This is a genomic window from Microbacterium testaceum (assembly GCF_020781835.1).
Lineage (GTDB): Bacteria > Actinomycetota > Actinomycetes > Actinomycetales > Microbacteriaceae > Microbacterium > Microbacterium testaceum_H.
In genome coordinates this window covers 313,548-338,674 of record NZ_JAJGNJ010000002.1, presented here as the reverse complement: position 1 = coordinate 338,674, position 25,127 = coordinate 313,548, and the positions used below count along the sequence as shown (strand labels likewise).

At 71.8% G+C, this 25,127-nt stretch carries 24 protein-coding genes and 1 pseudogene; 13 read left to right on the top strand and 12 right to left on the bottom strand.

Annotation, left to right across the window (positions count from 1 at the left end; genetic code table 11):
• Window positions 1-62: 62 nt before the first annotated feature.
• Window positions 63-617, top strand: a complete 555-nt coding sequence (locus LL239_RS04175; RefSeq protein ID WP_228162187.1) for an ECF transporter S component — start codon at window positions 63-65, stop codon at window positions 615-617.
• Here LL239_RS04175 and LL239_RS04170 read toward each other — a convergent pair.
• Genes LL239_RS04170 through LL239_RS04160 form a run of 3 tightly spaced genes read right to left on the bottom strand, consistent with a single transcriptional unit; the run spans window position 509 to window position 3,287 of the window.
• Window positions 509-1,165 (bottom strand): hypothetical protein, encoded by a 657-nt coding sequence (locus LL239_RS04170; RefSeq protein WP_228162186.1) that lies wholly within the window; start codon window positions 1,163-1,165, stop codon window positions 509-511. The genes LL239_RS04175 and LL239_RS04170 overlap by 109 nt on opposite strands.
• Entirely contained in the window at window positions 1,162-1,509 is a 348-nt protein-coding gene (locus LL239_RS04165) for a hypothetical protein (protein WP_228162185.1), read from the bottom strand. The genes LL239_RS04170 and LL239_RS04165 overlap by 4 nt, the downstream gene beginning before the upstream one ends.
• Complete coding sequence (locus tag LL239_RS04160; RefSeq protein WP_228162184.1) at window positions 1,506-3,287, bottom strand: TIGR03767 family metallophosphoesterase; 1,782 nt, start codon at window positions 3,285-3,287, stop codon at window positions 1,506-1,508. Before LL239_RS04160 ends, LL239_RS04165 begins: the two co-directional genes overlap by 4 nt.
• A gap of 160 nt (window positions 3,288-3,447) precedes the next feature.
• On the opposite strand from LL239_RS04160, the gene LL239_RS04155 reads away from it, so the two are divergent.
• Both LL239_RS04155 and LL239_RS04150 read left to right on the top strand, forming a co-directional pair.
• The gene (locus tag LL239_RS04155) at window positions 3,448-5,196 is read left to right on the top strand and encodes an ABC transporter ATP-binding protein (protein ID WP_228162183.1); all 1,749 of its coding nucleotides are present in this window, start codon (window positions 3,448-3,450) and stop codon (window positions 5,194-5,196) included.
• Entirely contained in the window at window positions 5,193-5,951 is a 759-nt protein-coding gene (locus tag LL239_RS04150; protein WP_228162182.1) for an energy-coupling factor transporter transmembrane component T, read from the top strand. The genes LL239_RS04155 and LL239_RS04150 overlap by 4 nt, the downstream gene beginning before the upstream one ends.
• A gap of 6 nt (window positions 5,952-5,957) precedes the next feature.
• On the opposite strand, the gene LL239_RS04145 is transcribed toward LL239_RS04150, so the two are convergent.
• From LL239_RS04145 to LL239_RS04130, 4 genes are all read right to left on the bottom strand, one after another.
• The gene (locus LL239_RS04145; RefSeq protein WP_228162181.1) at window positions 5,958-6,623 is read right to left on the bottom strand and encodes an SDR family oxidoreductase; all 666 of its coding nucleotides are present in this window, start codon (window positions 6,621-6,623) and stop codon (window positions 5,958-5,960) included.
• Between the two features lie 46 nt (window positions 6,624-6,669).
• The gene (locus LL239_RS17990; RefSeq protein ID WP_228162180.1) at window positions 6,670-7,815 is read right to left on the bottom strand and encodes a M15 family metallopeptidase; all 1,146 of its coding nucleotides are present in this window, start codon (window positions 7,813-7,815) and stop codon (window positions 6,670-6,672) included.
• Window positions 7,816-7,894: 79 nt separating this feature from the next.
• Entirely contained in the window at window positions 7,895-8,437 is a 543-nt protein-coding gene (locus LL239_RS04135; RefSeq protein ID WP_228162179.1) for a GNAT family N-acetyltransferase, read from the bottom strand.
• Window positions 8,434-8,784, bottom strand: a complete 351-nt coding sequence (locus tag LL239_RS04130) for an ArsR/SmtB family transcription factor (protein ID WP_228162178.1) — start codon at window positions 8,782-8,784, stop codon at window positions 8,434-8,436. The genes LL239_RS04135 and LL239_RS04130 overlap by 4 nt, the downstream gene beginning before the upstream one ends.
• Window positions 8,785-8,874: 90 nt before the next feature.
• Here LL239_RS04130 and LL239_RS04125 point away from each other — a divergent pair, with 90 nt between their 5' ends.
• Both LL239_RS04125 and LL239_RS04120 read left to right on the top strand, forming a co-directional pair.
• Entirely contained in the window at window positions 8,875-10,188 is a 1,314-nt protein-coding gene (locus tag LL239_RS04125) for an NAD(P)-binding domain-containing protein (protein ID WP_228162177.1), read from the top strand.
• Window positions 10,189-10,345: 157 nt separating this feature from the next.
• On the top strand, window positions 10,346-11,449 hold the full coding sequence (locus tag LL239_RS04120; protein ID WP_228162176.1) for an Rv2578c family radical SAM protein: 1,104 nt from the start codon (window positions 10,346-10,348) through the stop codon (window positions 11,447-11,449).
• A 52-nt stretch (window positions 11,450-11,501) separates the two neighbouring features.
• Here LL239_RS04120 and LL239_RS04115 read toward each other — a convergent pair whose 3' ends face one another.
• Window positions 11,502-13,460 carry a DEAD/DEAH box helicase gene (locus LL239_RS04115; RefSeq protein WP_228162175.1) on the bottom strand — a complete coding sequence of 653 codons (1,959 nt, stop codon included), beginning with the start codon at window positions 13,458-13,460 and terminating at the stop codon, window positions 11,502-11,504.
• 383 nt (window positions 13,461-13,843) lie between these two features.
• Here LL239_RS04115 and LL239_RS04110 point away from each other — a divergent pair, with 383 nt between their 5' ends.
• The 3 genes and pseudogenes from LL239_RS04110 to LL239_RS04100 form a co-directional block, all read left to right on the top strand.
• On the top strand, window positions 13,844-14,476 hold the full coding sequence (locus tag LL239_RS04110) for an antibiotic biosynthesis monooxygenase (RefSeq protein WP_228162174.1): 633 nt from the start codon (window positions 13,844-13,846) through the stop codon (window positions 14,474-14,476).
• Window positions 14,473-15,378: an aldose 1-epimerase family protein gene (locus LL239_RS04105; RefSeq protein ID WP_228162173.1), complete on the top strand. Its 906-nt coding sequence runs from the start codon at window positions 14,473-14,475 to the stop codon at window positions 15,376-15,378. The genes LL239_RS04110 and LL239_RS04105 overlap by 4 nt, the downstream gene beginning before the upstream one ends.
• A 232-nt stretch (window positions 15,379-15,610) precedes the next feature.
• A pseudogene (locus tag LL239_RS04100) lies at window positions 15,611-16,234 on the top strand (DUF998 domain-containing protein); the annotation flags it as partial.
• A gap of 196 nt (window positions 16,235-16,430) precedes the next feature.
• On the opposite strand, the gene LL239_RS04095 reads toward LL239_RS04100, so the two are convergent.
• The 3 genes from LL239_RS04095 to LL239_RS04085 all read right to left on the bottom strand — a co-directional run bounded on the left by LL239_RS04095 (window position 16,431) and on the right by LL239_RS04085 (window position 20,431).
• The gene (locus tag LL239_RS04095) at window positions 16,431-19,595 is read right to left on the bottom strand and encodes an efflux RND transporter permease subunit (protein ID WP_228162172.1); all 3,165 of its coding nucleotides are present in this window, start codon (window positions 19,593-19,595) and stop codon (window positions 16,431-16,433) included.
• A 105-nt stretch (window positions 19,596-19,700) separates the two neighbouring features.
• Window positions 19,701-20,066 carry a fluoride efflux transporter FluC gene (locus tag LL239_RS04090; RefSeq protein ID WP_228162171.1) on the bottom strand — a complete coding sequence of 122 codons (366 nt, stop codon included), beginning with the start codon at window positions 20,064-20,066 and terminating at the stop codon, window positions 19,701-19,703.
• Window positions 20,063-20,431: a fluoride efflux transporter FluC gene (locus LL239_RS04085; RefSeq protein WP_228162170.1), complete on the bottom strand. Its 369-nt coding sequence runs from the start codon at window positions 20,429-20,431 to the stop codon at window positions 20,063-20,065. The genes LL239_RS04090 and LL239_RS04085 overlap by 4 nt, the downstream gene beginning before the upstream one ends.
• 112 nt (window positions 20,432-20,543) lie before the next feature.
• Between LL239_RS04085 and LL239_RS04080 the strand changes: the two genes are divergently transcribed.
• From LL239_RS04080 to LL239_RS04060, 5 genes are read left to right on the top strand one after another with little or no spacing between them, the layout of a single operon-like run.
• A complete protein-coding gene (locus tag LL239_RS04080; protein WP_228162169.1) occupies window positions 20,544-21,020 on the top strand; it encodes a transporter substrate-binding domain-containing protein in 477 nt (158 codons plus the stop codon).
• Window positions 21,017-22,009, top strand: a complete 993-nt coding sequence (locus tag LL239_RS04075) for a cation transporter (RefSeq protein ID WP_228162168.1) — start codon at window positions 21,017-21,019, stop codon at window positions 22,007-22,009. Before LL239_RS04080 ends, LL239_RS04075 begins: the two co-directional genes overlap by 4 nt.
• 51 nt (window positions 22,010-22,060) lie before the next feature.
• The gene (locus LL239_RS04070) at window positions 22,061-22,222 is read left to right on the top strand and encodes a hypothetical protein (RefSeq protein ID WP_228162167.1); all 162 of its coding nucleotides are present in this window, start codon (window positions 22,061-22,063) and stop codon (window positions 22,220-22,222) included.
• Window positions 22,198-23,883, top strand: coding sequence for an FAD-dependent oxidoreductase (locus LL239_RS04065; RefSeq protein ID WP_228162166.1), 1,686 nt, complete (start codon window positions 22,198-22,200; stop codon window positions 23,881-23,883). Before LL239_RS04070 ends, LL239_RS04065 begins: the two co-directional genes overlap by 25 nt.
• Window positions 23,880-24,158, top strand: a complete 279-nt coding sequence (locus LL239_RS04060; RefSeq protein WP_228162165.1) for a metal-sensitive transcriptional regulator — start codon at window positions 23,880-23,882, stop codon at window positions 24,156-24,158. Before LL239_RS04065 ends, LL239_RS04060 begins: the two co-directional genes overlap by 4 nt.
• A gap of 2 nt (window positions 24,159-24,160) precedes the next feature.
• Here LL239_RS04060 and LL239_RS04055 read toward each other — a convergent pair whose 3' ends face one another.
• Window positions 24,161-25,126, bottom strand: a complete 966-nt coding sequence (locus LL239_RS04055; RefSeq protein ID WP_228162164.1) for a DNA topoisomerase IB — start codon at window positions 25,124-25,126, stop codon at window positions 24,161-24,163.
• Between the last annotated feature and the right edge of the window lies 1 nt (window position 25,127).

The following is a 25,127-nucleotide window of genomic DNA, read 5'->3' as shown; positions in this document are numbered from 1 at the left end:
CCAACGTTTTCTTTCGGACGGCGTGCGAGAACCGGATGCCGCGGTGGCGATACGCTGACCCCGTGTCGTCGGCATCCCGTCTGTCCACCCGCATTCTGCTGATCTGCGCCGCGATCGGCGTGGGCACGGGGATCCTGGGCGGTGCCGCCGGGTGGCTCACCCTCGTCGTCCTGGCGACCGCGCCGTGGGCATACGGCCTCGTCCTCGGATCGCACGTCCTGCCGGGCATCATCGCGCAGCAGGTCGTCCGGCGGGCCTGGGTGGCTCTCCTCACGCACGTGCTCGCCGCGCTCGTCGCGAGCGCGATGGCGCCGCAGTGGACGTTCCGGTTCCTGGGCACCGCGATCCTCTTCGGCGGCATCCAGGAGGGTGTCGCCGCCCTCACCCGCTACCGCGTCTGGGCTGCCGCCCGCTTCTTCGTCTCGGCCGTGATCATCGGGCTGCTGGTGGCTGCGGCCGTGTGGTTCGCCGCCGACATCGGGGCGCTCGCCCCGTGGGCGCGGATCACCTACCTCGTGGTCGGCGTGCTGGGGCCCGTGCTCTGGACCGCCGTCGGGCTGGCGGTCGGTTCGGGCCTGCGCGGCGCGGGAGTGGCGCGGGGGCTCTCGCGGCGCTGATGCGCCCCCCGCGGCCGGACCGCGAGTCGAGCCCACGCCCGGGCGAGCGGTGCACCCAGCGCCCCGACCACGACCCACGTCGCGAACGACCCGAGTCCCCCGGTCACGAAGAAGCCGAGGAGCAGCGCGGCCACGGCGAGCACGACCATCGCGACGAGGGTCAGCACCGCGAGCAGGACGGCGTGGACCGGATGCCAGGCGAACGCCCGCGGACCGCTCCACGCCGTGGCATCCGGAGTCCCGGCGGGCGAGACGGTCACGAAAGCGACGAGAAGCGCGGGGATGAGGGTCGCGGCCGACGTCACGGCGAGCGCTCCGACGATCACGAGCGCGAGCGCGACCGCGGCGAGCGCACGGGGCCACCGCGCTTCGGCACCGCCCACCAGGACGAGGACCGCCGCCGCCGCGGCGACGAGCGAGAGGACGGATGCCGCGAGCAGCGCCAGGAACAGCGGCGCGCCCGCGGGCGTCGCGCCGGGGATGACGCACAGCGCCTGCACGACGGCGTTCGCCAGAACGACGGCGGCGACGAGCAGGGCCCGCTTCACGGGGTCACCCCCGCGGCCTCGTCGATCACGGCGCTGACGCTGCCGCTGAACACGGTGTCGGAGCCCACCGTGACGGTGAAGCTGTCGGGGTCGCCCGCGGGGGAAGCGGCCGTGACGACCGCACCGTCGGCCGTCGTGCCGGCGCACGCCACCGCGCCGTCGTCGGCGCGCGTGCACGTCGGCACCTGCTCGAGCGCGATGCCCTTCTGCTGCAGCACGTCGATCGTGGCGAACCGCACCTCGGTCAGGTGGTTTCCGCCGACCGGGGCGATCGCGGCGACCTGCGAGCAGCCGGCGAGCGCGACGACAGCGAGGAGCGCCAGCCCGGCGAGAGAGCGCCTCATAGTCCGCGCTCCTTCTCGTACGCGAGGATCCGCGCCCGCTCCGTCACGTGCTGCGCCTCGAGCTGCGCGTCGGTGATGACCGAGAGGTCGAACGGAGCCGGCAGCAGCAGTTCGGTGTTGCGGTCGAGCGGCGACCCCCGGCGCATGAGCGGCGTCTCGGCCCAGTCGTTGGCGGCGAGTTCGCGGCTGCGCGCGGCGAGGTCGGCGACCGACCCCGAGTTCCCCGGCACTGCGGGCGACGCATGATCGAGCACGGTCGTGAACAGCGAGAGCGTGCCGTCGCGGTTGTCGACGATCTCCACGACCTGCTGCTGCTGCGGGAAGTCGATGCACGACGCCGTCGTGATCTCCCAGAAGCCGCCGGTCGCGCTCGTGTGCGCCAGGATCTGGTTGAGGTGCGTGTGACCGTTCAGCCACCCGACGACGACGGGGAACTCCAGCAGCATCGCGACGAACTCCTCCGCGCCGTAGAGCTTCTCGTCGGCCCCGGGCCGGGTGGCGCGATTCTCGAGCGTGAGGCTGTTGTGGTGGCTGAAGATCAGCGCCAGCACCTGGTCGCGCTGCGCGATCTCGAGCTGCGCCCGCAGCCACCGCATCTGCGTCTCGGGCACCGCCCCGTCGGGTCCGGCGACGGCGTTGCACGTGTCGAGCCCGAACGCCCGGACCCGCGGGCTGAGGTCGGCCTGCCACCACGTCTCGCCCGAGGTGAGATTGTGCGCGGTGAAGCCGTGGCCGATCGGCCCGGGCGTGGGCTCCGTCCGGAAGTGCTCTGCCATGAAGTCCCGCTGCTCGAAGAGGTAGCGCTCGGGGTTGGCCGTGATGTCTTTGAAGCCCGGACCCCCGGATGCCAGCCCCAGCGCCGCCAACGCCTGAGCGAGTACGCTCGTTCCCGCGGCCCACCCCTCGAGGGCCGTGGATGCCGTGGCATCCAGGGTGTACGACTTCCGGGCCCCCACGGCGAGCGCACGCAGCTGCGGGCTGATGTCGAACGTTCCGAGGAGGAGCGTGTCGTGGTTGCCGTACACGGCGTACCAGGGCGCGGGGAGGCCGACGGATTCGACGCGCTGCGCGATCACCTGCGCGAGCAGGTCGGGGAGCCGCGGGAAACCGTAGTCGCCGAAGTCTCCCCCGCTCGGGTCGCCGGGCCGGTACGCCCACGTCGCCTCGCTCCACGCCTGGACGCCCTGCCACGTCGGTCCGCTCGTGGCCGGGTCGACCGACAGGCCGTCCATGAGGTCGATGTACCAGCGGAGCTCGAGGTGCGAATGCATGTCGGCGCTGTCGCCGGTCACGATCGCGGCGCTCATCGGAGCCCCCGTGAGCGGGCTGTACCGCGCGTCCGAGAACGCCTGCACCATGGCCGCGGTCGCGTCGGGGCTCAGCGGATCCTGCGGGTGGAAGGCCGACCCCCAGGCCGAGTGGTCCTGCACGATCATGGGCTCGATCCGCCCCGGCGACTGCGCCTCGATGACGTGCAGGTCGGACAGGTGTCCCACGTACAGCAGCGACCGGCGGGCGGTGGTGCGCGCGGGCGACGGCGAGCGCCGCAGCACGTCGATCCGCGGGACATACGGCTCCCCCGGCCCGGTCGTGAGCGTGCGGTACGTGCCGGACAGGATCGACCCCTGCCGGATCGTCTGCAGGAGCGTCGATGGGACATCGGCCGACGGGGTGGCCGCGCGCGCGAACTGCGGCGCGAGGACGTCGAACCCGAGCCCCGTCGCGGCGGCAGCGGCGGCGGTGGCGTGCAGGAACTGACGACGGGACAGACCGGTCACGAGATCATCCGTTCGGGCGGAGGAAGACCTCGAATGTACCGTTCGCGCAATCGGAGCGTCCAGAGCACACGGGCTCCCGGGCCGTGGTTCGACATCGAGAGGCCCGCCGGACGAGGTAAGGCCCGCCTAACTAGACTGGACGCCTCGCCGAAGGACACCCGTGACCGCCCACCCGCACCCCACAGCCGCGTCGCCCCGAACGGACGTCGACGCTCTGCTGCGCCTTCGGAACGTCGCCGTCACCCACTTCGAGGCCGACCGCCCCACCCCCGCCGATGTGGGCTTCGACGTGCGTCCCGGCGAGGTCGTGCTCGTCCTCGGTCCGAGCGGATCCGGCAAGTCCACCCTCGCGCTGACGATGAACGGGCTCATTCCCCACGCCGTCCCGGCGGAGGTGCACGGCACGGTGTCCGTGGGCGGGCGGGATGCCACGATCACGCCGGTCGCCGAGCTCGCTGCCACCGTGGCCATGGTCTTCCAGGATCCCGACGCCCAGCTCATCACCGGGACCGTGTTCGACGAGGTGTGCTTCGGTCCCGAGAATCTGCGGCTCCCCGTCCCCGAGGTGCTCGCCCGTGCGGAGGCGGCACTGCGCCGCGTCGGGCTGTGGGACCGGCGCGACGACTCGCCCGACGTCCTCTCCGGGGGCGGGCGCCAGCGCCTCGCGATCGCGTGCGCACTGGCCATGGCATCCCCGCTCCTCGTTCTCGACGAGCCCACCGCGAGCCTCGACCCGTCCGGTGTCATCGAGGTCTACGCGGCCCTGCGCGACGTCGTCGCCGCGGGCGATCGGGCGATTGTGCTGATCGAGCACGACCTGGATGCCGCGATCGACCTGATCGAGCGGGTCGTCGCGCTCGACGGCCAGGGGCATGTCGTCGCGGACGGCGGCGTGGACGAGGTCTTGCGCGGGCGGGCGCTCGAGCTGCACGAGCTCGGCGTGTGGCTGCCGTCCGCGACGCTCGCGGCGCTGCGGCTCCGCCGCGCCGGGTACACGCTCGACCCGTTGCCCCTCACGCCCGAGGAGCTGCGTGCGGGGCTCGAGGCCGCGGCACCGCCCGCCGTGGCATCCCTGCCCCGTTCGGCGGACGCGCGGGCCGCGGGCGAGCCGCTTCTCCGGGTCCGTGACCTGCGGGTCACTCGCGGGGGCGCGACCGTGTTGCGCGGCGTCGACCTCGACGTCTCGGCGGGCGGGTTCGTCGCGGTCGTCGGCCCCAACGGCGCGGGGAAGACGACCCTCGTGCAGGCGATCGCCGGGGTGCGGCGGCCCCCGCGCGGCGCCGTGCGGATCGACGGGATGGACGTCCGCCGGATCTCCACGCGTGCGCTGTCGCGCCACGTCGGCTTCGTCTTCCAGAACCCCGAGCACCAGTTCGTCACGACGACCGTGTTCGACGAGCTCGCCCACGGTCTGCGGCGGCTGCGCCTCCCCGAGACCGAGGTGCGCACGCGCGTGGACGAGATGCTCGTGCGCTTCGGCCTCGCCGACCGCGCCGACGCGCACCCCTTCCTCCTCTCGGGCGGACAGAAACGGCGCCTCTCGGTGGGCACGGCCCTCGTCGCCGGTGCGCGACTGCTCGTGCTCGACGAACCGACCTACGGGCAGGATCGCGCACGCGCCGAGGAGATGCTCGCGATGCTCGACGACCTCCGCGCGGCGGGGACGACGATCATCGTCGTCACGCACGACCTGCAGCTCGTGGCGGAGCACGCCGATCGCGTCGTCGTGGTGGATGCCGGGCGCCTCGCCGCCGACGCATCCGTCGATGCCGTGTTCGCCGACGAGGCCCTGCTCGATCGCATCGGACTCGGCACCCCGCCCCTGGGCCGTGCGCTCGCGGGGCTCCGGAGGCATCCGGAGCTCGCCGGCATCACACGTCTCCGCGATCTGCCCGGGGGCGACCGGTGACCGCCGTCGCGCTCGGGCCGTCTCGGACGGCGTTCCTTCTGCGGCTGAATCCGCTCGCGAAGATCGCCGCACCGCTGCCCGCGATGATCGCCCTGGTGTTCGTCCGAGACCTCGCGACGCCGCTGGCCTTCCTCGTCCTGGCGTATGCGGCGCTGTTCGCGGGGGCACGGTGGTCGGCGCGGCTGTTCGTCCTGCTCGGCGCTGTCGTGCCGCTCGCGGTGATCGTCGTGAGCCTGGGGTTCGCGCTGTGGGTCGACCCCGCGCGCGGCGGCACCGACGTGGTCCGCGCAGGGACGTGGACCCTCACCGACAGCGCCCTCACCGTGGGCGTCGCGACCGGCCTGCGCCTGGCCGCGATCATGACACTCGCGTTCATCGGCGGGCTCACCACGACCGGCGCCGACCTCGTCCGCGCGCTCGTGCACCAGCTGCACGTGCCCTACCGGATCGGATACGCGGCGCTCGCGGCGATCCGCTTCGTTCCCCGCTTCGGCCGCGAGCTCGAGGTGATCCGGCTCGCGCACCGGGTACGCGGCGTCGGAGGGTTCCTGCCCCTGCGATGGATCCGTACGGTTGTGCCGCTCCTGGCCGGCGGCATCCGCCACGCGGAACGGGTGGCGCTCGCGATGGACGCGCGCGCCTTCGGCGCCCACCCCGACCGCACCGAACGCCACTCGGTCCCCTGGCACCACCGCGACACCGTGTTCGTGCTGGCGTTCTGGGCGGTGTCCGCGGCGGTGTTCCTGGTGGCCTGAGGGTCCTCAGTAGCGGGCGGAGAAGCCGCCGTCGGCGTGCAGGAGTTGACCGCTCACCCAGCGACCCTCGCCTGCGAGCAGGAACGACGTCAGCGCCGCGATGTCCTTCGGCGTGCCGGAGCGACCGAGCGGATGCATCGCCGTCAGCGCCGTGCGCGTCTCGTCGTCCATCCAGCCGGTGTCGATCGGGCCCGGGTTCACGACGTTGGCGGAGATCCCGAGCGGACCGAGCTCGCGCGCGGCCGAGATGACGACGCGGTCCAGCGCGCCCTTCGAGGCGCCGTACGGCAGGTTTCCGGTGGTGTGGTCGCTCGTGAAGGCCACGATCGCGCCACCCGTGGCATCGATCTGCCGGGCGAACGCGGCGATCATCAGCAGCGTCGCGCGTGCGTTCACGGCGACATGTCGGTCGAAGCTCTCCGCGGTGGTGTCGAGGATGCCGGACTCGACGTCGTGGGCGTGGCTCAGGACGAGGGCCGACAGCGTGCCGCGCTCGCGGGCCACCCGCTCGACGAGCTCGGTCGGCGCGACCGGATCCGACAGGTCGCACGGGAAGTCCCCCGTCGAGAGGTCGCTGGTGACGACGTCCCAGCCGTCCTCGACGAGGCGCGGCACGATGCCGGCCGCGATGCTGTTCGCACGTGCGGCGCCGGTGATCAGGGCGAGGGGCATGCGCCCGATCGTAGCGACCGGGCTCGGCCCGGCATCCGTCCGTCGCTCAGTACGTCGGGGCGGCGGGGAGGCCGAAGAACTCCTCGAGCGTCGTGTAGCCGCCGTCGTGGTACGCCTTCGCCAGTTCCGGCCCGATGTAGCGCAGGTGCCACGCCTCGGGCTCGTAGCCGGTGACGTCGATGCGGCCGACGTCATAGCGCGTGATGAAGCCGTACTCCCACGCGTGGTCGCGCACCCATGCACCCTGGCTCGACCCGGCCACATCGTCGAGCGTGCCGCACGACCGGTTGCACGGGACGATGTCGACGGCGAGCCCGGACTGATGCTCGCTGAAACCGGCGCGCGCGCTCTCGCGGTCTGCTTCCTCCACGCCACCCACGGCGACTCGGCCCGCGTAGGTCGTCTGCTGCGTCTGGTAGGAGCGGAACGCACTCAGGTATCCGATCTCGCCGACCCCGGCATCCGCGGCCCCGCGCACCAGCGAGGTCAGGGCGTCGGCTGCCCGGCGCCGCAGCGCGGACTCCTCGAGCGCCCGGACCCCGTCGGGCATGACGAGGTCTCCCGGGCGGTAGTCGGCCGGGTCGTACGGACGCTTCTTGTTGACCACGACCCACTCGCGGTCGGCATCCGAGAGCGACACGCACGGAGCGATCCCGGATGCCACGGCGGCGCGGAACGCTTCCCCTCCGCCGATCGCGGCGATCGTCGCCCCGTCGTCCCCCGAGGCCAGAGCCGAGGTGACGGCCGGATCGTCGCAGGGACTCTCGGGTGCGGGCGCCTCGGAGATGACCGGGACCGGCAGCCCCTCCGCGGGCACCGCCGGGGGTCCGGCGAGCGCCGCCGCGGCCACGGCGGGGCCGGGGGCGGACTGATCCTGACGGCCACCCACGGCAGCCGATATCGCCACGCCACACGCGACGACGACGACCATCACCAGCGCGAGCACGGCGAGGCGCCGACGGACGAGAAGGGGGCGGTCCCGCCACCAGGAGGCGGGCCCGCTCGTCGCACGCGATCCGCGCTGCTGCTCGCGATGCTCGCGGCGCGATCGAGCCGGGCCGTTCGACGAAGCGGCTCGCGGCGGCGCTTCGGGAGCTGTGACGGCCGGCAGCGCGAGGGCGGCCGTCGCCCGACGCTCGGCTTCGGCGCGCGCGGCGCGGCGCGGCGAGAGCTCGTGGTCGGAAGATGTCACTCGACCCATTCTCACCCGCTCGACCTCCGCGGTCGAGCGGAACGCGGGGGTGGGAGCGGATGCTCAGGAGCCGGTCGCCCTACCGAGGTGCGTCCGCCGCGGTCGGGGTGGCGGACGAGGCCGCTCTGCGCCGCTCGATCAGGATGGTGTCACGCCACTGCCCCGCCCATGGACCGTAGGTCATGAGGGCGATGCGCTCCCGGTAGCCGACGCGGCGGAAGCCTGCACGCTCGTGGAGGGCGAGGCTGGCGGCGTTCTCGGGGAAGATGCTCGACTGGACCGTCCAGATCCCGCCCGCATCGACCGCGGCGAGAAACGCACGCAGGAGCGCTCCGCCGACGCCGCGGCCGTGCGCTCGATCGGCGACGTACACCGAGTGCTCGACGACCCCGCGGTACACCTCGCGGGTCGACACCGCCGATGCCGCGATCCACCCCAGCACGGCTCCGGCCCCGTCGACGGCGACGAGCCGGCCGACCCGCAGCTTGCCGGCGTCGAACGCCTCCCACGAGGGGGGCCGTCGTTCGAAGGTCGCGTTCCCCGCTTCGATCCCCTGTCGATAGATCGCCTCGGTCTCGACCCAATCGGCGGAGACCATCGGGCGGATGGCGACGTCGTTCACGGCCGGAGGGCGCGGGAGGCGCTCTCGAGCGCGTCGACCACCACGCGGTAGTAGGCCCAGCGGCCGCGCTGTTCCCGCGTGGCCAACCCGGCCTCGACGAGGATGCGCATGTGGTGCGAGACGGTGGGCTGCGACAGCCCCACCGGCGCGGTCAGGTCGCAGATGCACGCTTCACCGTCGCCGGACGCGGCGATCAGCGACAACAGGCGCACGCGCGTGGGGTCGCCGAGGGCTTTGAACGTGCGGGCGGTGCGCTCGGCTTCTTCGGTCGTGAGGGCACCGCCGGTCACCGGCGTGCAGCAGACGGCGGAGTCCACCGCGGGCAAGAGCGGAAGCGACGTGGTCATGGAATGATTCTGACACGTCGCATTGACATCTGTCGATACATCGACGATCCTCTATCCATCGAGATTCGTCGATGGGAGATGAGGATTCCGATGGACAATGTGCTCCCCGTGGCCGTGATCGGCGCGGGACCGCAAGGACTGGCCGCCGCCGCGCACCTGGTCGAGAGGGATGTGCCGGTCGTGGTGTTGGAGGCCGGCGCATCGGCCGCCGCGGCCGTACAGGAGTGGGGCCACGTGCGCCTCTTCTCCGAGTGGGCCGAGGTGACCGACGCGTCCGCACGCCGCCTCCTCGAGCCCACCGGATGGGCCGCCCCGGCATCCGGGTTCCCGACAGGGGCGCAGTGGATCGAGAAGTACCTCGCACCGCTGGCCGATGCCCTGGGCGATCGCGTGCGCTACGGCAGCCGCGTGACCGGGGTGTCACGGCGCGGACGCGACCGGCTCGTCGACGCCGGGCGCGGTCAGCAGCCCTTCGTCGTGCACGTCCGCCCCCGCGAGGGCGAGGAGTACCGTCTGCTCGCCCGGGCGGTCATCGATGCATCGGGCACCTGGTCATCGCCCAACCCCGCCGGCGCAGACGGCCTGCCCGCCATCGGCGAAGCCGCGGCCGCCGACGCGCTGTCGTACCGCATCCCCGACTTCCGCGACCGCGAGGGATTCGAGGGCAAGCACACCGTCGTCGTGGGGTCGGGGCACTCCGCCGTCACGGCGGTCCTGGCTCTGGCGCGCATGGCCCGCCGCGACCCGTCGACCACCGTCACGTGGGCGCTGCGTCGGGCCACCGCCGGCAACGCCTTCGGCGGCGGAGAGGCCGACGAGCTCCCCGCGCGGGGAGCCCTCGGCATCCGGGCACGAGAGTACGTGGATGCCGGCCTGGTGTCGCTGGTGACGGGGTTCCGAATCGAACGCGTCGCCCGCGAGGGCGACCGGGCCACCCTGATCGCCGAGGACGGTCGCGCCCTCACGGCGGATCGCGTCGTGGTCCTGACCGGATTCCGGCCCGACCTGTCGTTCCTGTCCGAACTGCGGCTGGAGCTCGACCCCACCTTGCAGGCGCCGATCCGGATCGCCGCAGAGGTCGACCCCAACGTGCACTCGTGCGGCTCGGTGGCCGCGACCGGCGCAGCCGACCTCGCCCAGCCGGAGCCCGATTTCTACCTCGTCGGCGCGAAGTCGTACGGCCGTGCACCGACGTTCCTGGCCCTCACCGGCTACGAGCAGGTGCGCAGCGTGGTCGCCGAGCTCGCGGGCGACCACGAGGCCGCCCGACGCACGGAGCTCGTCCTGCCCGACACCGGCGTCTGCGGCGGCGCGGGCCTGTTCGACGCCGCGGGGAATTCCCTGGGCGGCGCCTGCTGCGCACCACCGCTGCTCAGCATCGGGCGGGCGGCGGCGACGGTGTGACGCCCGGCCGGGTCGCGCGCCGACCCGGCCCTAGAGCGCCGCGCGCGAGTGCCCGAGGCCGGGCGCGCTCGCACGGGTGCCGCGCGCGGCGTGAGAGAATTGCGAATCCCGCGCTGCCGCGCTTGTCATTTTCTCGAACACATGTTCCCATAGGACGATGAGATGGCACGGGCAACAGCTGGGCGTCGACGACTCGGCGGCACTTCCCGGCATGGAGCGCATGGACGGGCTCGTCCGCTCGGTCACGACGCCCGAGTTCGCCGGCATGACCTTCCACGAGGTGCTGGCCAAGACCGCCCTCAACCGGGTGCCGGGAGCGTCGGCGATGCCCTTCGACTGGACGGTGAACCCGTACCGGGGATGCAGCCATTCGTGCGCGTACTGCTTCGCCCGGAAGACGCACGAGTACCTCGATCTCGACTCGGGAGCCGACTTCGACTCGCAGATCGTCGTCAAGGTCAACGTCGCTGAGGTGCTGCGCGGCGAGCTGAGGCGAGGGTCGTGGACGCGCGAGCCGGTCATGCTCGGCACGAACACCGACCCCTACCAGCGGGCCGAGGGGCGTTACCGGCTGATGCCCGGCATCATCGGCGCCCTCACCGAGAACCGCACGCCCTTCTCGATCTTGACGAAGGGGACGCTCCTGCGGCGCGACCTGCCCCTGCTCGCCGACGCGGCCGAACAGGTCCGAGTGACGCTGGCGATGTCGATCGCCGTGTTCGACGATGCCCTGCAGAAGTCGCTCGAACCCGGTACGCCCAGCGCCGAGGCCCGCCTCGACACGGTCCGTGCGGCGACGGCCGCGGGGTTCCGGGTGACGGTGTTCCTCATGCCGATCCTTCCGCACCTCACCGACTCGATCGCCGCTCTCGACCACGCCCTCGGTCGCATCCGTGCGGCCGGCGCAGCCCGGGTCGTCTACGGAGCCTTGCACCTGCGACCGGGCGCCAAGGAGTGGTTCCTGCACTGGCTGGAACGTGAGCACCCGGAACTGGTGTCGTCCTATCGCGGCCTGTACCCCGGCGTCTCCGTCCAGGCCCCGCAGGCGTACCGGCGGTGGCTGGGCAAGCGCGTCCAGCCGCTGCTGCGCATGCACCGACTCGACGGCTGGGACGAGGACGACCACCCGCGCGGGCGACCGCAACCGGGCCTCGCCGCTCGCGAGGCCACGGCACCGCGGCTCGGACCGGTGCGATCCACCGGGTCCGCGGCATCCGCTCGCCCCTCCGTCGTCCCCGCGAGCGAGCCGACCCTGTTCTGAACACGCACGAAGCCCCGCCCGCGTACGGCGGACGGGGCTTCGGGTGGCGGGGTCAGGACGCGACGTCGGCGAGCTGACGGCCCGCCAGCTCCTCGATGACGTCGTCGCCGACCTGCGTCTCCTCGAACGGGGCCTCGATCTCGGCGCGATCCAGCAGCTCCGTCATGCGACGGCGGCGCTGACGCGTGATGAGCGTCACCACCGTGCCGCGGCGACCGGCGCGCCCCGTGCGACCGGAACGGTGCAGATACGTCTTGTACTCGTCGGGGGCATCGGCCTGGATGACCAGGTCGATGTCGTCGACGTGGATGCCACGAGCGGCGACGTCGGTCGCGACGAGCACGTTGACGCGGCCCGACGTGAGCTTCTCGAGATTGCGGGTGCGCTTCTGCTGGTTCAGGTCGCCGTGCAGGGCCACCGCGGCGATGCCGGCCTCGTCGAACTGCTCGGCGAGCATCTCCGCGTAGGCGCGGGTGCGGGCGAAGACGAGCGTCTTCCCCTCCCGGTCGACGAGCGAACCGAGGATCTCGGCCTTGTCCCGGTGGTCGATGACGAGCACGCGGTGGTCGATGGTGCCCGAATCCTGATCCTCACCCGCGACCTCGTACACGGCCGGCTCGACGAGGAATTCGTCCACCAGAGCGGCGACCTCGCGGTCGAGCGTCGCTGAGAAGAGCAGCTTCTGGCTGCCTTCGGCGGTCGCGCGGAGGATCCGCTGCACCGGCTCGAGGAACCCGAGCTCGCACATGTGGTCGGCCTCGTCCAGCACCGCGATCTGCACGTCGGACAGATCGAGCTTGCCCTGGTTCAGCAGATCCTCGATGCGTCCGGGGGTGCCGATGACGATGTCGACGCCCTTCTTCAGCGCACCGACCTGACGCGCCTGCGGCACACCGCCGTAGACCTGGGTGGTGAACAGCCCGACGCTGCGCGCGATCACCTGGACCGTGCGGTCGATCTGGAGCGCCAGCTCGCGCGTCGGTGCGAGGATGAGCGCCTTCGGGGCGCGCCCGAACTCGCGGCGCTTGCCCGCCTGCGCACGCAGGATGCTCTCGACCAGCGGAGCGCCGAAGGCGATCGTCTTGCCCGAACCGGTGCGACCGCGCGCGAGCACGTCACGGCCCTCGAGGATCGGCGTCACCGTCGCGGCCTGGATCGGGAAGGGACTCGCTGCACCGAGGCCGGCGAGGGCACGCACGATGTTGTCGCCGAGGCCGAGGTCGGCGAAGCTCGCCTCGGCGACGGTCGCGGCATCCACGGCCTCCGCCTGGAGACGCTCGTGCACGACGTCGACGCGCTCCTCGTGCTCGGCCGAGCGCTTGGGAGAGGCGTTCCAGTCGGAGCGGTTCGGACCGGCGGCACGGCGGGGACGGTCGTCCCGACGCTCGAACGACCGCGCAGGACGGTCCTCGAACGACCGGCGCGGACGCTCATCGCGCTCGAACGACCGCGCAGGACGCTCGTCCCGACGCACCGGACGCTCGTCGCGGGAGGCACGCTCGTCCCGACGCTCGAACGACCGCGCAGGACGGTCCTCGAACGACCGGCGCGGACGCTCGTCGCGCTCGAACGACCGGCGCGGACGCTCATCGCGCTCGAACGACCGCGCAGGACGCTCGTCACGACGCTCGAACGAGCGAGCGGGACGCTCGTCTCGTGCCGGACGCGGTCCGCGGTCGAACGAACGAGCCGGACGGTCCTCGAACGACCGGCGCGGACGCTCCTCGCGGTCGAAAGAACGCGCCGGGCGCTCCTCGCCGCGCGCGTGGCTGCGGATGCCGCGGGCTTCGTCGCGGCCGGCGCGCTCCTGCGCCGTCCACCGACGCTTGGCGGGGGCGGTGTCGGCCTCGGGTGCGCGGTAGCCGCGGTGGTTGGGGCTCTTGCTGCCGGGCTTCGCGGGTGCCTCGGCACCGGGCCGGCGCTTGCGGTCCTGGAACGACGTCTTGGCGCCGTACCGGGGCTCGAAGTTCTTCGCGGCGCGACCGCCGGCGGGCTTCTTGTTCTTGGGCATGGGGGACTTCCTGGGTTCTGTTCGCGCGAAACAGCGACACCGCTCGTGGCGGTGCGATACCCGGACTGTCGTCGGCCGGGGGCCATTCACTGATGATGGTCGAGGCCGCGATCGCGTCCTGTCCATCGGCCCCTTGGACTCACAAACCCATCCGCGCATCACGCGCGGTGTCCAGAGCCGACCCGTCTACGTTACAGGTCGCCCCTGGGAATGGCATCCATGTCTCGGCCCACCGCCTCGTCCCACTTGTGGCGGCCTGCGCGGCACTCGAAGGACCAAAGGTGGGACATGCACCGACAGAACGGGGACGAGGTTCGCACTCGCGGAGCACACCGCCTGTTCCGAGCGCACCGCGAACGGGTCCGCTGACCGAAGATGGGAGCATGGCAGACACCGACGCTCACCCCATCACGGTGGCGATCGAGCGGCGCATCGACCCGACGCGCACCGCCGAAGCGACCTCCTGGATGCAGGCCGGCACCGACCTCGCGACCGCCTTCCCGGGCTTCCTCGGCTCGGGGTGGGTGCGCGCGGGCGAGGACAGCGACCTCTGGTACATGCTGTATCGCTTCCGCGACATCGCCACCCTCGAGGGGTGGGAGACATCGTCGCAGCGGCGATGGTGGCTGGACTCGGGTCGGCCGTTCGCCCGCGAGGAGCGGGTGGAGCGCCGCACGGGCATCGAGGGCTGGTTCGACGCGCCCCTCGCGATGCACGTGGAGACACGGGACGGGACGGATGCCACGACCCAGGGCGTGCAGCAGCCCGTGCCGCCGGCACCGCCTCGGTGGAAGCAGGCCGTGACGATCTGGGTCGGTTTCTTCCCCACGAACCTTCTCGCGAGTTGGCTGCTCGGCTTCGTCCCGGGCTTCGCCGAGGTCCCCCTGCCACTGCGCGTCCTGGCGACGACCCTGCTGCTCACCCCCGTCATGACGTACGCGGTGCTTCCCTGGGTGACGCAGCTCCTGCGACCCTGGTTGCAACGCCCGCCCCGCGCTCGAAAGGCCTCCTCATGACCGCCGACCCCACCGGCCACCGATTCCGCCTGCACGGGCCGCAGTCGTCCGCCGAGATCGCCCAGGTGGGCGCCGCGCTGCGCGCGCTCACGGTCGACGGCGTCGACCTCGTGCCGCGCTACCCCGACGACGTTCCCACCCCCGCGGCATCCGGGGTGGTGCTGGTGCCCTGGCCGAATCGCATCCGGGACGGGAAGTACTCCTTCGGCGGCGTGGACCGGCAGCTCGCCCTCAGCGAACCCGCGTTCGGCAACGCCAGCCACGGCCTTCTGCGCTTCGGCTCGTACACCGCGGTCGAGGCGTCGGACGAACGGATCGTTTTGGCGGCGGACGTCGTCCCGCAGACCGGGTACCCGTTCCACCTGCGCACGCGCGTGACCTTCACGCTCCTCGCGGACGGTCTGCACGTGTCTCACGTCATCGGCAACGTCGGTGCCGAGGCCGCGCCGGTGGCGCTCGGCATCCATCCGTACCTGCAGATCGGCGGGGTCGCCACCGAAGACCTCGTCCTCCGCTCCACCGGCACGTCGACCCTGATGCTGGACGAGCGCAAGATCCCCGTCGACGAGGTGCCGGTCGACGACGCCACCGACCTGCGCGCCGGCCGGCGTCTGGGCGACGTGGCGTTGGACAAAGCCTATCGCGGGCTGGAACGGGATGCCGATGGGCGCGCACACCACACCCTCACGGCCCCGGACGGTCGACGCGTCGAACTGTGGCAGGACGCCGGGTTCGAGTGGGTCCAGGTGTTCACCACCGATCGCTACCCCGGGAACCCGCTCGCCGTCGCGATCGAACCCATGACGGCGCCGTCGAACGCCTTCGTGACGGGGACGGATCTCATCGTCCTGCAGCCCGAGCGCGAAATCCGTCGAGAATGGGGCATTTCTTACCGGAATTGAGCGTTTGTCCCCCAAATGGGGGACAAAGAATTCCCCATACGATCTGGGGAATTCGCAGGCAAGACCTTTCCTATGGGAGCACTCGGAAAGTTACCATTCCCTTGACGGATTCCGTCGCCGCCGGGGAGACCGAGGACCATCGTCCCCTCGGTTCAACCCGAATGAGCCGACGGGGGCTGGGGTCTCGCGGTGTGGGGGGACGCCCGATCCGTCCACGACGAAAGTGCCCGAAATGAGCATTGCGGTCCGTCCCACCGCCCCTTCCGCCGACCTCTCCCTTGTCGTGCGTCGCCTCACCCGCCGCATCGACAGCATCCCCACGATGCACCTCGCCGGCCTCGTGCTCGTCGTGCTGGTCGGTGGCATCCTCGCCTCCATCCTGACCACCACCGACCCGCTCTGGTGGCAGCTGCATTTCAGCCAGCTCGGCACGTTCGGCGACCTCTCCGCGGCGTTCTTCAACACCACCCTCAAGGTCGGCGGTTCGCTCGTGGTGGTCTACGCCGTGCGCGTGCGCCGCGATCTACGACGACTCGGGCGCCGAGCCGGTCGCCGCGGCGCCCCGACGGCGGCGGCGTTCTTCCTGACGGTGATCGGCGTGAACCTGGCGCTCGTGGGATGCATCCCGCTCAACACCAACAAGGATCTGCACGACAAGGTCGCCGGCATGATGGTCCTCGGTTTCGCCGCACTCCTGCTCACCTCGCCGTTCCTGCTGCACCGCCTGCCGAAGCGTCTGGTGCTTTCGACGTCGGTCGTGTTCGTGTTCCTCTTCGCCGGCGCATGGCTGTTCGTCACCGCCACCATCAACCTCGCGCTCTTCGAGGTCATCGCCTTCAGTGCGATGTTCGCGTGGTCGGGCGTGTTCACCCACTGCCTCTCGGGAGTGCGCCCCGATCTCTCCCCCGCGCAGGCGCAGGACACCGCCGACGCCGCCCCCGCGCGCCCCGCCCGCACCCGTACGGCCGGGATCGACGCCGCCGCGGCCCCGCTCGCATCGCGCGCGGTGCGCCACGTACGGCCGAGCGTCACCCGGCGCCGTCCCGCGATCGTCAGTGGCGCTCGCGCAGCTCTCGCCGGCTCAGCGGGTGGTCGCCCGTCGTCGGCTCCTCCGCGTCTGCGTCGGGCCTCGACGTCGTCGCGCGGCGTGCGGCACGTCGCTCCTTCGCTCCCTCGACGAGGTTGTACAGCGTCGGCAGCACGAGCAGCGTCAGGAACGTCGACGATACGAGTCCGCCGATCACCACGACGGCCAGCGGCTGCGAGATGAACCCGCCGTGTCCGGTGATGCCCAGCGCCATCGGCACGAGCGCGAAGATCGCCGCCAGCGCCGTCATGAGGATCGGGCGCAGTCGGCGTGAGCCACCGACGATGGTGGCCTCGAACACACTGAGACCGCGCGCGCGGTACTGATTGACCAGGTCGATGAGGACGATGGCGTTGGTGACGACGATGCCGACGAGCATGAGGGCGCCGATCATGCCGGCGACGCCCAGCGGCACGCCCGTGACCAGCAGCATGAGGATCGCGCCGGTGGCGGCGAACGGCACCGAGACGAGCAGCTCGAGGGGCTGACGCAGCGACTTGAAGGTCGCGACCATGACGACGTAGACGATCAGGATCGCCGCCAGCAGAGCGAGCCCGAGCTGACCGAAGGCGTCCTGCTGATCGGTCACGACCCCGCCGAGCTCCGCCGTCGCCCCCTCCGGCAGCGACACGTCCGCGAGCGCCTCGCGCACGCTGGCCGAGGAACTGCCGAGGTCGTCGGTGGTCGGCGTGACGGTGACCGTGGCGGTGCGCAGACCGCGCGAGGTCGTGATGCTCGGGGGCGTCTGGCTCGTCTCCACCGTGGCGATCTCGTCGAGGCGGACGGCTCCGCGAGCGGTGGGGATCTCCAGTGCCCGCAGGGTGTCGATCGTCGTGGGGGGATCCTCCGACGCGATGTAGACGTCGATCCCGCGGCCGTCGATCTCGACGGTCCCGGCCTGACGCGGCTGCATGGCACCCGACACCAGCGCCCCGACCGTGCGCTCGGACAGTCCTCGTTCGGCCGCGGCATCCCGGTCGACCCGCACCGAGACGTACGGCAGCGAGGCCGACAGGCTGCTCGACACCTGACCGATGCCCTCGCGCCCCTGCAGACCCGAGATGACGGCGTCGGTGGCCCGCTGCAGCCCCTCGCCGTCTGCGGCGGTGACGTCGACGGTGATGTCGCTCGAGCCGAACCCGCCGCCCTGGGCGCTCACCTCGATCTCGCCGGCGTCGGCGATGTCGGACACGGCGGTGCGCACGCGTTCACGAAGGGCGACCTGATCGGCGCCCTCCTCGGAGGTGATCGAGTACGTGATGCCGGAGCCACCGCCGGAGAAGGCGTCGCGCAGGGCGGAGCCGCTCGACCCGATCGAGGTCTGCACGGTCTCGACGCCCGGGATGTCGCGCAGGACGGCCTCGACGCGCTGGGCGGCGGCGTCCTCGGCCTCCAGGCTCGGTGCCGAGCCGATCTTCTGCGTCACGGTGAAGGTGTTCTGCCCCGAGTCGCCGAGGAAGTCGGTCTTCAGCAGCGGGACGGATGCCACGGTGCCGGCCAGCACGAGCACGGCAAGGCCCAGGGTCACCCACGAGTGCCGCAGGGTCCAGCTGAGGATCGGCACGTACGCCTTCTGCAGACGCGAGGGCGGCGCCGTCGGCGACTCCGGGTCGACGGGGTTGCCCTCGGCATCCCGGATCACCGTCCCGGGCCGCAGGAACCACGAGGCCAGGACCGGGACGATCGTCAGCGAGACCAGCAGCGACGCGGCCATGGCGATGGTGACCGTGAGGGAGAACGGCCGGAAGAGCTCGCCGGTGACGTCGCCCACGAAGGCGATCGGCAGGAAGACCGCGACCGAGGTGATCGTGGATGCCGTGATGGCGGCGGCGACCTCGCGCACGGCGCGGACGATGGTCGGGATCTTCTCGGCGTCGCCGACGTAGTGCCGCTTGATGTTCTCGATCACGACGATCGAGTCGTCCACGACGCGCCCGATCGCGATCGTGAGCGCTCCGAGCGTCAGGACGTTGAGCGAGTACCCGAACGCCTGCAGCCCGACGAAGGTCACGAGCACGCTCGTGGGGATCGAGATCGCCGTGACGAGCGTGGAGCGCACCGACATGAGGAAGACGAGGATGACCACGACCGCGAACGCGAGTCCGAGCAGCCCCTCCTGCGCGAGAGCCTCGATCGACTGCTCGACGAACGGCGCCTGGTCGAACACGACGGTGAAGGTGGCCCCGCCCAACGAGGACTCGAGGTCGGGGATCGCGGCGAGGACGCCGCGGGAGACGTCGACGGTGTTGGCGGCCGGGAGCTTGGTCACCGCGATCGTGAGCGCCGGCTCGCCGTTCACCCGCGAGAGGGTCGTCGCGGGGTCGGACTGCTGCGCCACGGTCGCGACGTCGGCGATGGTCGTCCGTCCGGCCGCGGCCTGCGCGGCGTCGGTGGGAACGAGCGGCAGCGCCGAGATCTCGTCGACGCTGGTGAGCTTGGCGCCCGTCTGCACCGTGAGCGTCTCGTCGCCCTCGGTGACCGAGCCGCCGGGGAACAGCACACCGTTGGCCTCGAGGGCGTCGCTGATGGCCTGCTGGCTGAAACCGCGATCGGCCAGACGCGCGGGATCGGGGGTGATCGTGACGCGTTGGCCGGTGCCGCCGACCACCTGCGCGGCGTTGACGCCGTCGACGTCCTCGAGCGCGGGGACCACCACGGTCTCGAGCGTCGACTGGATGTTCTGCGCATCGGAGAAGCCGGTCACCGCCAGCTGGATGACCGGGAAGTCGTCGATGCTCGCGGAGGCCACGGTGGTGTCGGCGGACTCCGGCAGCTGATCGTCGATCCGGGCGATCGCCGCGAGGATCTTCTGCTGCGCGGAGGCGAGGTCGGTGCCGTACGTGAAGGACGCCGACACGATCGAGGAGTTGGTCGTGCTGGTCGCCGTCGTCGATTCGAGCCCGTCGACGCCGCGGATGGCCCCTTCGATCGGGGTGGAGACGTCGGCTTCGACGACCTCGGGCGAGGCTCCGGGGTAGGTCGTCACGATCGCGAGCTGCGGGAACTCGATCGAGGGGATGAGTTCCTGCTTCAGGCTCGTCAGCGCGAGACCGCCGAACACGGCGGCGACGATCGTGACGAGGGCGATGAGCGCCCGGTTGCGCAGGCTGAGCACGGCCAGATACGACACGCATGGGCCCTTCGGGTCGGCCGACCACGGATGCCATGAGCACCCGTTCGATACAGAGATGTATCCCCGGCCAGTATCCCACGGCTCTCGCGGGCGACAGGCCGCTCAGAGCAGGCGGCCGAGGGCGAGACCGAGAGCCGCCGCGAGGACGGAACCCACGAAGGACGCGACCGCATACGACGTCGCGGCGCGGGTGCGCCCCTCCTCCGCGAGGAGCGCCGTGGTCACGGCGACGGCGCTGAACGTGGTGTAGCCGCCCAGCAGCCCCGTGCCCACGATCCAGCGCCAGGCCTCGTCGACCACGAGCGGCGTGAGCAGCCCGAGCACGAAGGCGCCCGTCAGGTTCACCACCAGAATCCCCCACGGGTAGCGTTCGCCGGTCCACGCCCGGACGACGGTGTCGAAGGCGAAGCGCAGGGCCGCGCCGACGCCGCCGGCGGCGACCACGGCGACGAAGACGAGGGGGGTCATCGCGCCCGGCCCCCGCGCCCGACCAGCACACCGACCCACGCCGCCGAGGTGCCCACGACCACCGTCACCGCCCCCCACCACAGCAGCGACGGATCAGCGGACTCGACGGCGAGCGCACTGTAGGTGGTGAAGCCGCCGAGCACGCCGGTGCCGAAGAACAGCTGTGCCCGCTGCGCCCGGGTCGATCGCGGCATCCGCGCCCGGATGCCGAAGAGGACCCCGATCGCGAACGCCCCGACGACGTTGATGAGCGGAACCAGCGCCGAGCCGAGGACCTCGGCGGAGAGGAGAGTGAGCCCGGCGCGGACCGCCGTGCCCAGCGCACCGCCGACGGCGACGGAGACCAGATCGCGCCACGACACCACGCTCGACACCCTACGCGGAGACTGGCCCCGTCCACCCCTCCCGCGCAACCCCGTCGTCCCCGACATCGCACCGCGACGAGAATCGGGGCGTTGCGCCGGAAGGAGGATCACGATGGGCAGGAGAATCGCCGCCCTGTGCGCCGCGGCCGCGATCGCCGTGGGCGTCTCGGGATGCGGCATCCGGATCCCGTCCGACCCCGACGGCACGCTCGAAGCGGTCGAGGGCGGGGTCCTGCACGCCGGCGTGTCACCCAACGGCGAGTGGGTGCGGGTCGATGCGGACGGTGTCTCGGGGACGGACGTCGAGCGCCTGCGGGCCTTCGCCGAGTCTCTCGACGCCGAGGTGGAGTTCACCGTGGGCTCGGAGGAGGCCCTGGTGCGGGGACTGAAGGACGGGGATCTCGACGTGGTCGCGGCCGGGATCACCGACGCCACGCCGTGGACGACGGATGCCGGCGTGACCCGCCCCTACGCCGAGGCGACCCTCGTGGACGGCTCCCCGGCGTCGATCGTCATGCTCGTACCGCTCGGCGAGAACGCCTTCCTGTCGCGGTTGGAGACGTTCTTGGTCGAGGAGCGCGCACGGTGAGCGGCGAGACGGCGACCTTCGGGCGGACGGAGCTTCCCGAGGCGCAGGCGGAGGCCCTCCACCGGGCGAAACGGCTGGAGTGGGTCTCGATCGGCATCCTCGCCGTCACGGCGACGCTGGTCCTGCTGGTCCTCGGGAACTCGCAGGCGATGCGGGCGGCGTGGTTCGAGGATCTGCTGTCGTTCATCCCCCCGATCGCCTTCCTCGTGGCGGTGCGCATCATCCGACGACGCCCCACCCCGCGGCATCCGTACGGGCATCATCGCTCGGTCGCGGTCGGGCACGTCGTCGCCGCCGTCGCGCTGGCCGCGATGGGTTCGTTCTTGGTCGTCGAGTCGGGCCTCAGCCTGCTGAGAGCCGAACACCCCACGATCGGCACCGTGTCGCTGTTCGGCCACAGCGTGTGGCTCGGCTGGCTCATGATCGCGGTGATGGTCGTCACGGGAGTGCCGCCGGTGATCCTCGGCCGGATGAAGATGCGGCTCGCGCGAGATCTGCACGACAAGGTGCTCTACGCCGACGCCGACATGAACAGGGCCGATTGGATGACGTCGCTCGGCACGATCGTCGGCGTGAGCGGAATCGGTGTCGGACTGTGGTGGCTGGACGCCGCCGCCGCGTTGTTCATCGCCGGGAGCATCGTGCACGACGGCGTGCGAAACCTCATCGCCGCCACGACCGACCTCATGGATGCCAGGGCCACGACGTTCGACGACCGTATCCCCCACCCGCTCGTCGACCGCGTCGACGGTGTCCTCGCCGACCTGGAGTGGGTTCGCGAAGCGGGGAGCCGCGCGCGCGACGAGGGGCACGTGTTCCACATCGAGGCGTTCGTCGTCCCCCGCAGCCGCACCGTCTCCCTCGACCAGCTCGACGCGGCACGCGAGGCGTGCGTCGCGCTGGACTGGAAGGTCGAGGACATCGTCATCGTCCCGGTGACCGAGCTCCCCGAGGTCGTCACGCGCCACCCCGGAACACCGCGGACTTGATACCCCCGGGGGTATTGGTACACTGGCGGCACGACAACGAAGGAGACCGACATGTGTCGAGCCGTCACCTGCCGCACCTGCGGCAAGACCACCTGGGCCGGATGCGGCCAGCACGTCGACAGCGTCATGGCCGGAGTGCCGCGCGCCGATCGCTGCCCCGGGCACGACCGCGCCCAGACCGGCGGCCTGTGGTCCCGCCTGCTCGGTCGCTGACGGTGCCGCGCACGATCATCGTCGGCGGCGTGGCCGGTGGCATGTCCGCGGCGACGCGACTGCGCCGCCTCGACGACGACCGCGAGATCATCGTGATCGAGCGCGGCCCGCACGTGAGCTTCGCCTCCTGCGGATTGCCGTACTACGTCGGCGGCGAGATCCAGGAACGCAGCGCCCTGCTCGTGCAGACGCCGGAGAGCCTGCGCTCGCGCTTCGCACTCGACGTCCGCGTCCAGCAGGAGGTGCGGGCCATCGACCGCGCAGCCCGCACGGTCCGGGTGCGAGACCTGACGACGGGTGAAGAGGACGTGGTGGACTACGACACGCTCGTGCTCTCGCCCGGGTCGCTTCCCGCCCACCCCCTGATCGGGGCGGACGACGCAGTCCCCGTCGTGACCCTGCGCACGATCGACGACGTCGACCGGATCGTCGGCAGCCTCGCCTCCGGCGCGACGCGCGCGATCGTCGCCGGTGGCGGGTTCATCGGGCTCGAGGCCGTGGAGAACCTGGCCCGGCGTGGCATCCAGGTCTCTCTCGTCCACCGCGGAGCACTCCCCTTCCGACCGTTGGATGCCGAGATGGCGGCACCCGTCGTCGACGAGCTCCGCACTCACGGCGTTCATCTGCACCTCGCCGACGAGATCGCGCGCGTCACCCGGAGCGGGGTCGTCCTGGCCTCCGGCGAGGCGCTCGACGCCGACCTCGTCGTCGACGCCCGCGGTACTCGACCCGACAGCGCTCTCGCCCGCGAAGCCGGGCTGAAGATCGGGGACACGGGGGGCATCGCCGTCGATGCGTGGCACCGCACCTCCGATCCGCGCATCTTCGCCGTCGGCGACGCGACCGAGAAGATCGACGCCGTCCGGCACGCCCCGACGCTGGTCACGATGGCCGGGCTGGCCAACCGCCACGGGAGATCCGCCGCCGACGCGATCGCCCTGGGGACCGACGCGGTCGAACCGGCGGAGCCGGCGACCGGTGTCGCGATCCTGCGCGTCTTCGACCTCGTCGTCGCCACGGTGGGCGCGAGCGAAGCGCAGTTGCGAGCTGCGGGCGCGCCGCACCGCATCGTGCACACGCACCCGACCGATCACGCGGGGTACTTCCCGGGAGCCGAGCGCATGTCCGCCAAACTGCTCGTCGACCCCGCCGACGATCGGATCCTCGGCGCGCAGATCGTGGGCGGCCGCGGCGTCGATCGTCGTATCGACGTCCTCTCGCTGGCGATGCAGACCGGGGTGACCGCCTCGGGGCTGTCGCGCCTCGAGCTCGCCTACGCGCCGCCGTTCGGCTCGGCCAAGGACGCCGTGAACCAGCTCGGCTACGTCGCGGACAACCTCCGGACCGGGATGACGCGCACGATCCAGTGGCACGAGCTCGAGGCCGCGCGAGACGCGGGGGCGACCGTGATCGACGTGCGGACACCCGCCGAGGTCGCCGCCGGCGCGATTCCCGGGAGTGTGGTCATCCCGCTCGATGACCTGAGACGAGGACAGGTCCCGCTTCCCCCGGGCCCGCTCGTCGTACACTGCCAGGTCGGACAACGCGGACACACCGCGGCGCGGCTCCTCAGCGCGGCCGGGCACGATGTCCGCAACCTCGACGGCGGCTATCTGACGTGGCTCGCCGGCCGCACCGCCACCGAAGGGACCCACCCGTGAGCGACACCGACGCCGAGACCATCCGCAAGACGGCCAACCGCCTCAAGCGTGCCCGCGGCCAGCTCACCGCCGTGATCGAGGCGGTGGAGGCCGGTGGCGATTGCCGCGCCGTCGTCACGCAGCTCGCGGCCGTCAGCAAGGCCCTCGACCGGGCCGGCTTCGCCATCGTCAGCACCGCGATGCGGACGTGCCTCACCGAGGACGACGCGGCCGCGACGGAGGAGGACCGCCTCTCGCTCGAGGATCTCGAGAAGCTGTTCCTCACCCTGGCCTGAGGTCACTCGCCCAGGATGAGGCGGCGGATCGCGGCATCCTTCGAACCGCCCCGTTCCATCGTGCGACCGCGACGGTAGAGCGAGAACACACGCGGGTCGATGTAGCTCGATCGGGCGACCGCCGGGGTGTTGCCGAGAGCGGCGGCGGCGGCGCGGACCGCGGCGAGCTCGACCCGCTTGCGCTCGTTCTTCGTCGCGGCGACACCGGCTTCGGCGAGCGCCTCGGCGGCGAGGATCGTGCCGCGCAAGGTACGGAAGTCCTTGGCGGTGAAGGGGCCGCCCGTCAGCGTCCGCACGTACGCGTTGACGTCGCCGGGGGTGAGTGGCACGCGACGGCGGCCCTTGCGGTAGCTCAGGAGCGCCGCGCGCGACCGCCCGGCGGCGAGCTCGATCATGAGAGCCGCGACCTCGGCGTCCTGCAGCGACAGCTCGGCGCGCTTGCCGCTCTTCGCGGGAAACGACAGGCGGATGAGCTCGCCCTCGACGGTGGCATCCCGGCGCTGCAGTGTCGTCAGTCCCCTACTGCCATTGGTGGCGAAGTACCGCGCGTTGCCCACGCGCGGCGCCACCTGGTCCAGCAGCCGGAATGACACCGCCAGCACGCGCTCGCGGTCGACGTCCGAGCGCCGCAGCGACTGCGTCACGCGGGCACGCGCCCGCGGCAGCGCCTCGGCGAGCTGCAGCGCTCGCGCGTACTTGCCCTTGTCGCGGCGCTTCGCCCAGTCGGCGTGGTACGTGTACTGCCGGCGCCCGGCCTCGTCGGTGCCCACGGCCTGGATGTGGGCGTTGGGCTCCTGGGCGATCCACACTTCGCGCCACGCGGGCGGGATGACGAGCCCGCGCGCCCGCTCCGCCTCACGCTCGGGCACCGCCGTGCCGGTGTGGTCGACGAAGCGGAAGCCCGTTCCCGAGCGCACTCGACGGAAGCCCGGGTCCTCATAGGGGCGGACCCGGACGAGTCGTGCCACC

Bases quoted from the DNA above. Each gene is read 5' to 3' on its own strand.
- LL239_RS04080 (WP_228162169.1), top strand. From the start codon at position 20,544: ATGGGCAGGAGAATCGCCGCCCTGTGCGCCGCGGCCGCGATCGCCGTG.
- LL239_RS04165 (WP_228162185.1), bottom strand. From the start codon at position 1,509: ATGAGGCGCTCTCTCGCCGGGCTGGCGCTCCTCGCTGTCGTCGCGCTC.
- LL239_RS04110 (WP_228162174.1), top strand. From the start codon at position 13,844: ATGGCAGACACCGACGCTCACCCCATCACGGTGGCGATCGAGCGGCGC.
- LL239_RS04070 (WP_228162167.1), top strand. From the start codon at position 22,061: ATGTGTCGAGCCGTCACCTGCCGCACCTGCGGCAAGACCACCTGGGCC.
- LL239_RS04120 (WP_228162176.1), top strand. From the start codon at position 10,346: ATGAGATGGCACGGGCAACAGCTGGGCGTCGACGACTCGGCGGCACTT.
- LL239_RS04105 (WP_228162173.1), top strand. From the start codon at position 14,473: ATGACCGCCGACCCCACCGGCCACCGATTCCGCCTGCACGGGCCGCAG.
- LL239_RS04125 (WP_228162177.1), top strand. From the start codon at position 8,875: ATGGACAATGTGCTCCCCGTGGCCGTGATCGGCGCGGGACCGCAAGGA.
- LL239_RS04145 (WP_228162181.1), bottom strand. From the start codon at position 6,623: ATGCCCCTCGCCCTGATCACCGGCGCCGCACGTGCGAACAGCATCGCG.
- LL239_RS04090 (WP_228162171.1), bottom strand. From the start codon at position 20,066: ATGACCCCCCTCGTCTTCGTCGCCGTGGTCGCCGCCGGCGGCGTCGGC.
- LL239_RS04130 (WP_228162178.1), bottom strand. From the start codon at position 8,784: ATGACCACGTCGCTTCCGCTCTTGCCCGCGGTGGACTCCGCCGTCTGC.
- LL239_RS04115 (WP_228162175.1), bottom strand. From the start codon at position 13,460: ATGCCCAAGAACAAGAAGCCCGCCGGCGGTCGCGCCGCGAAGAACTTC.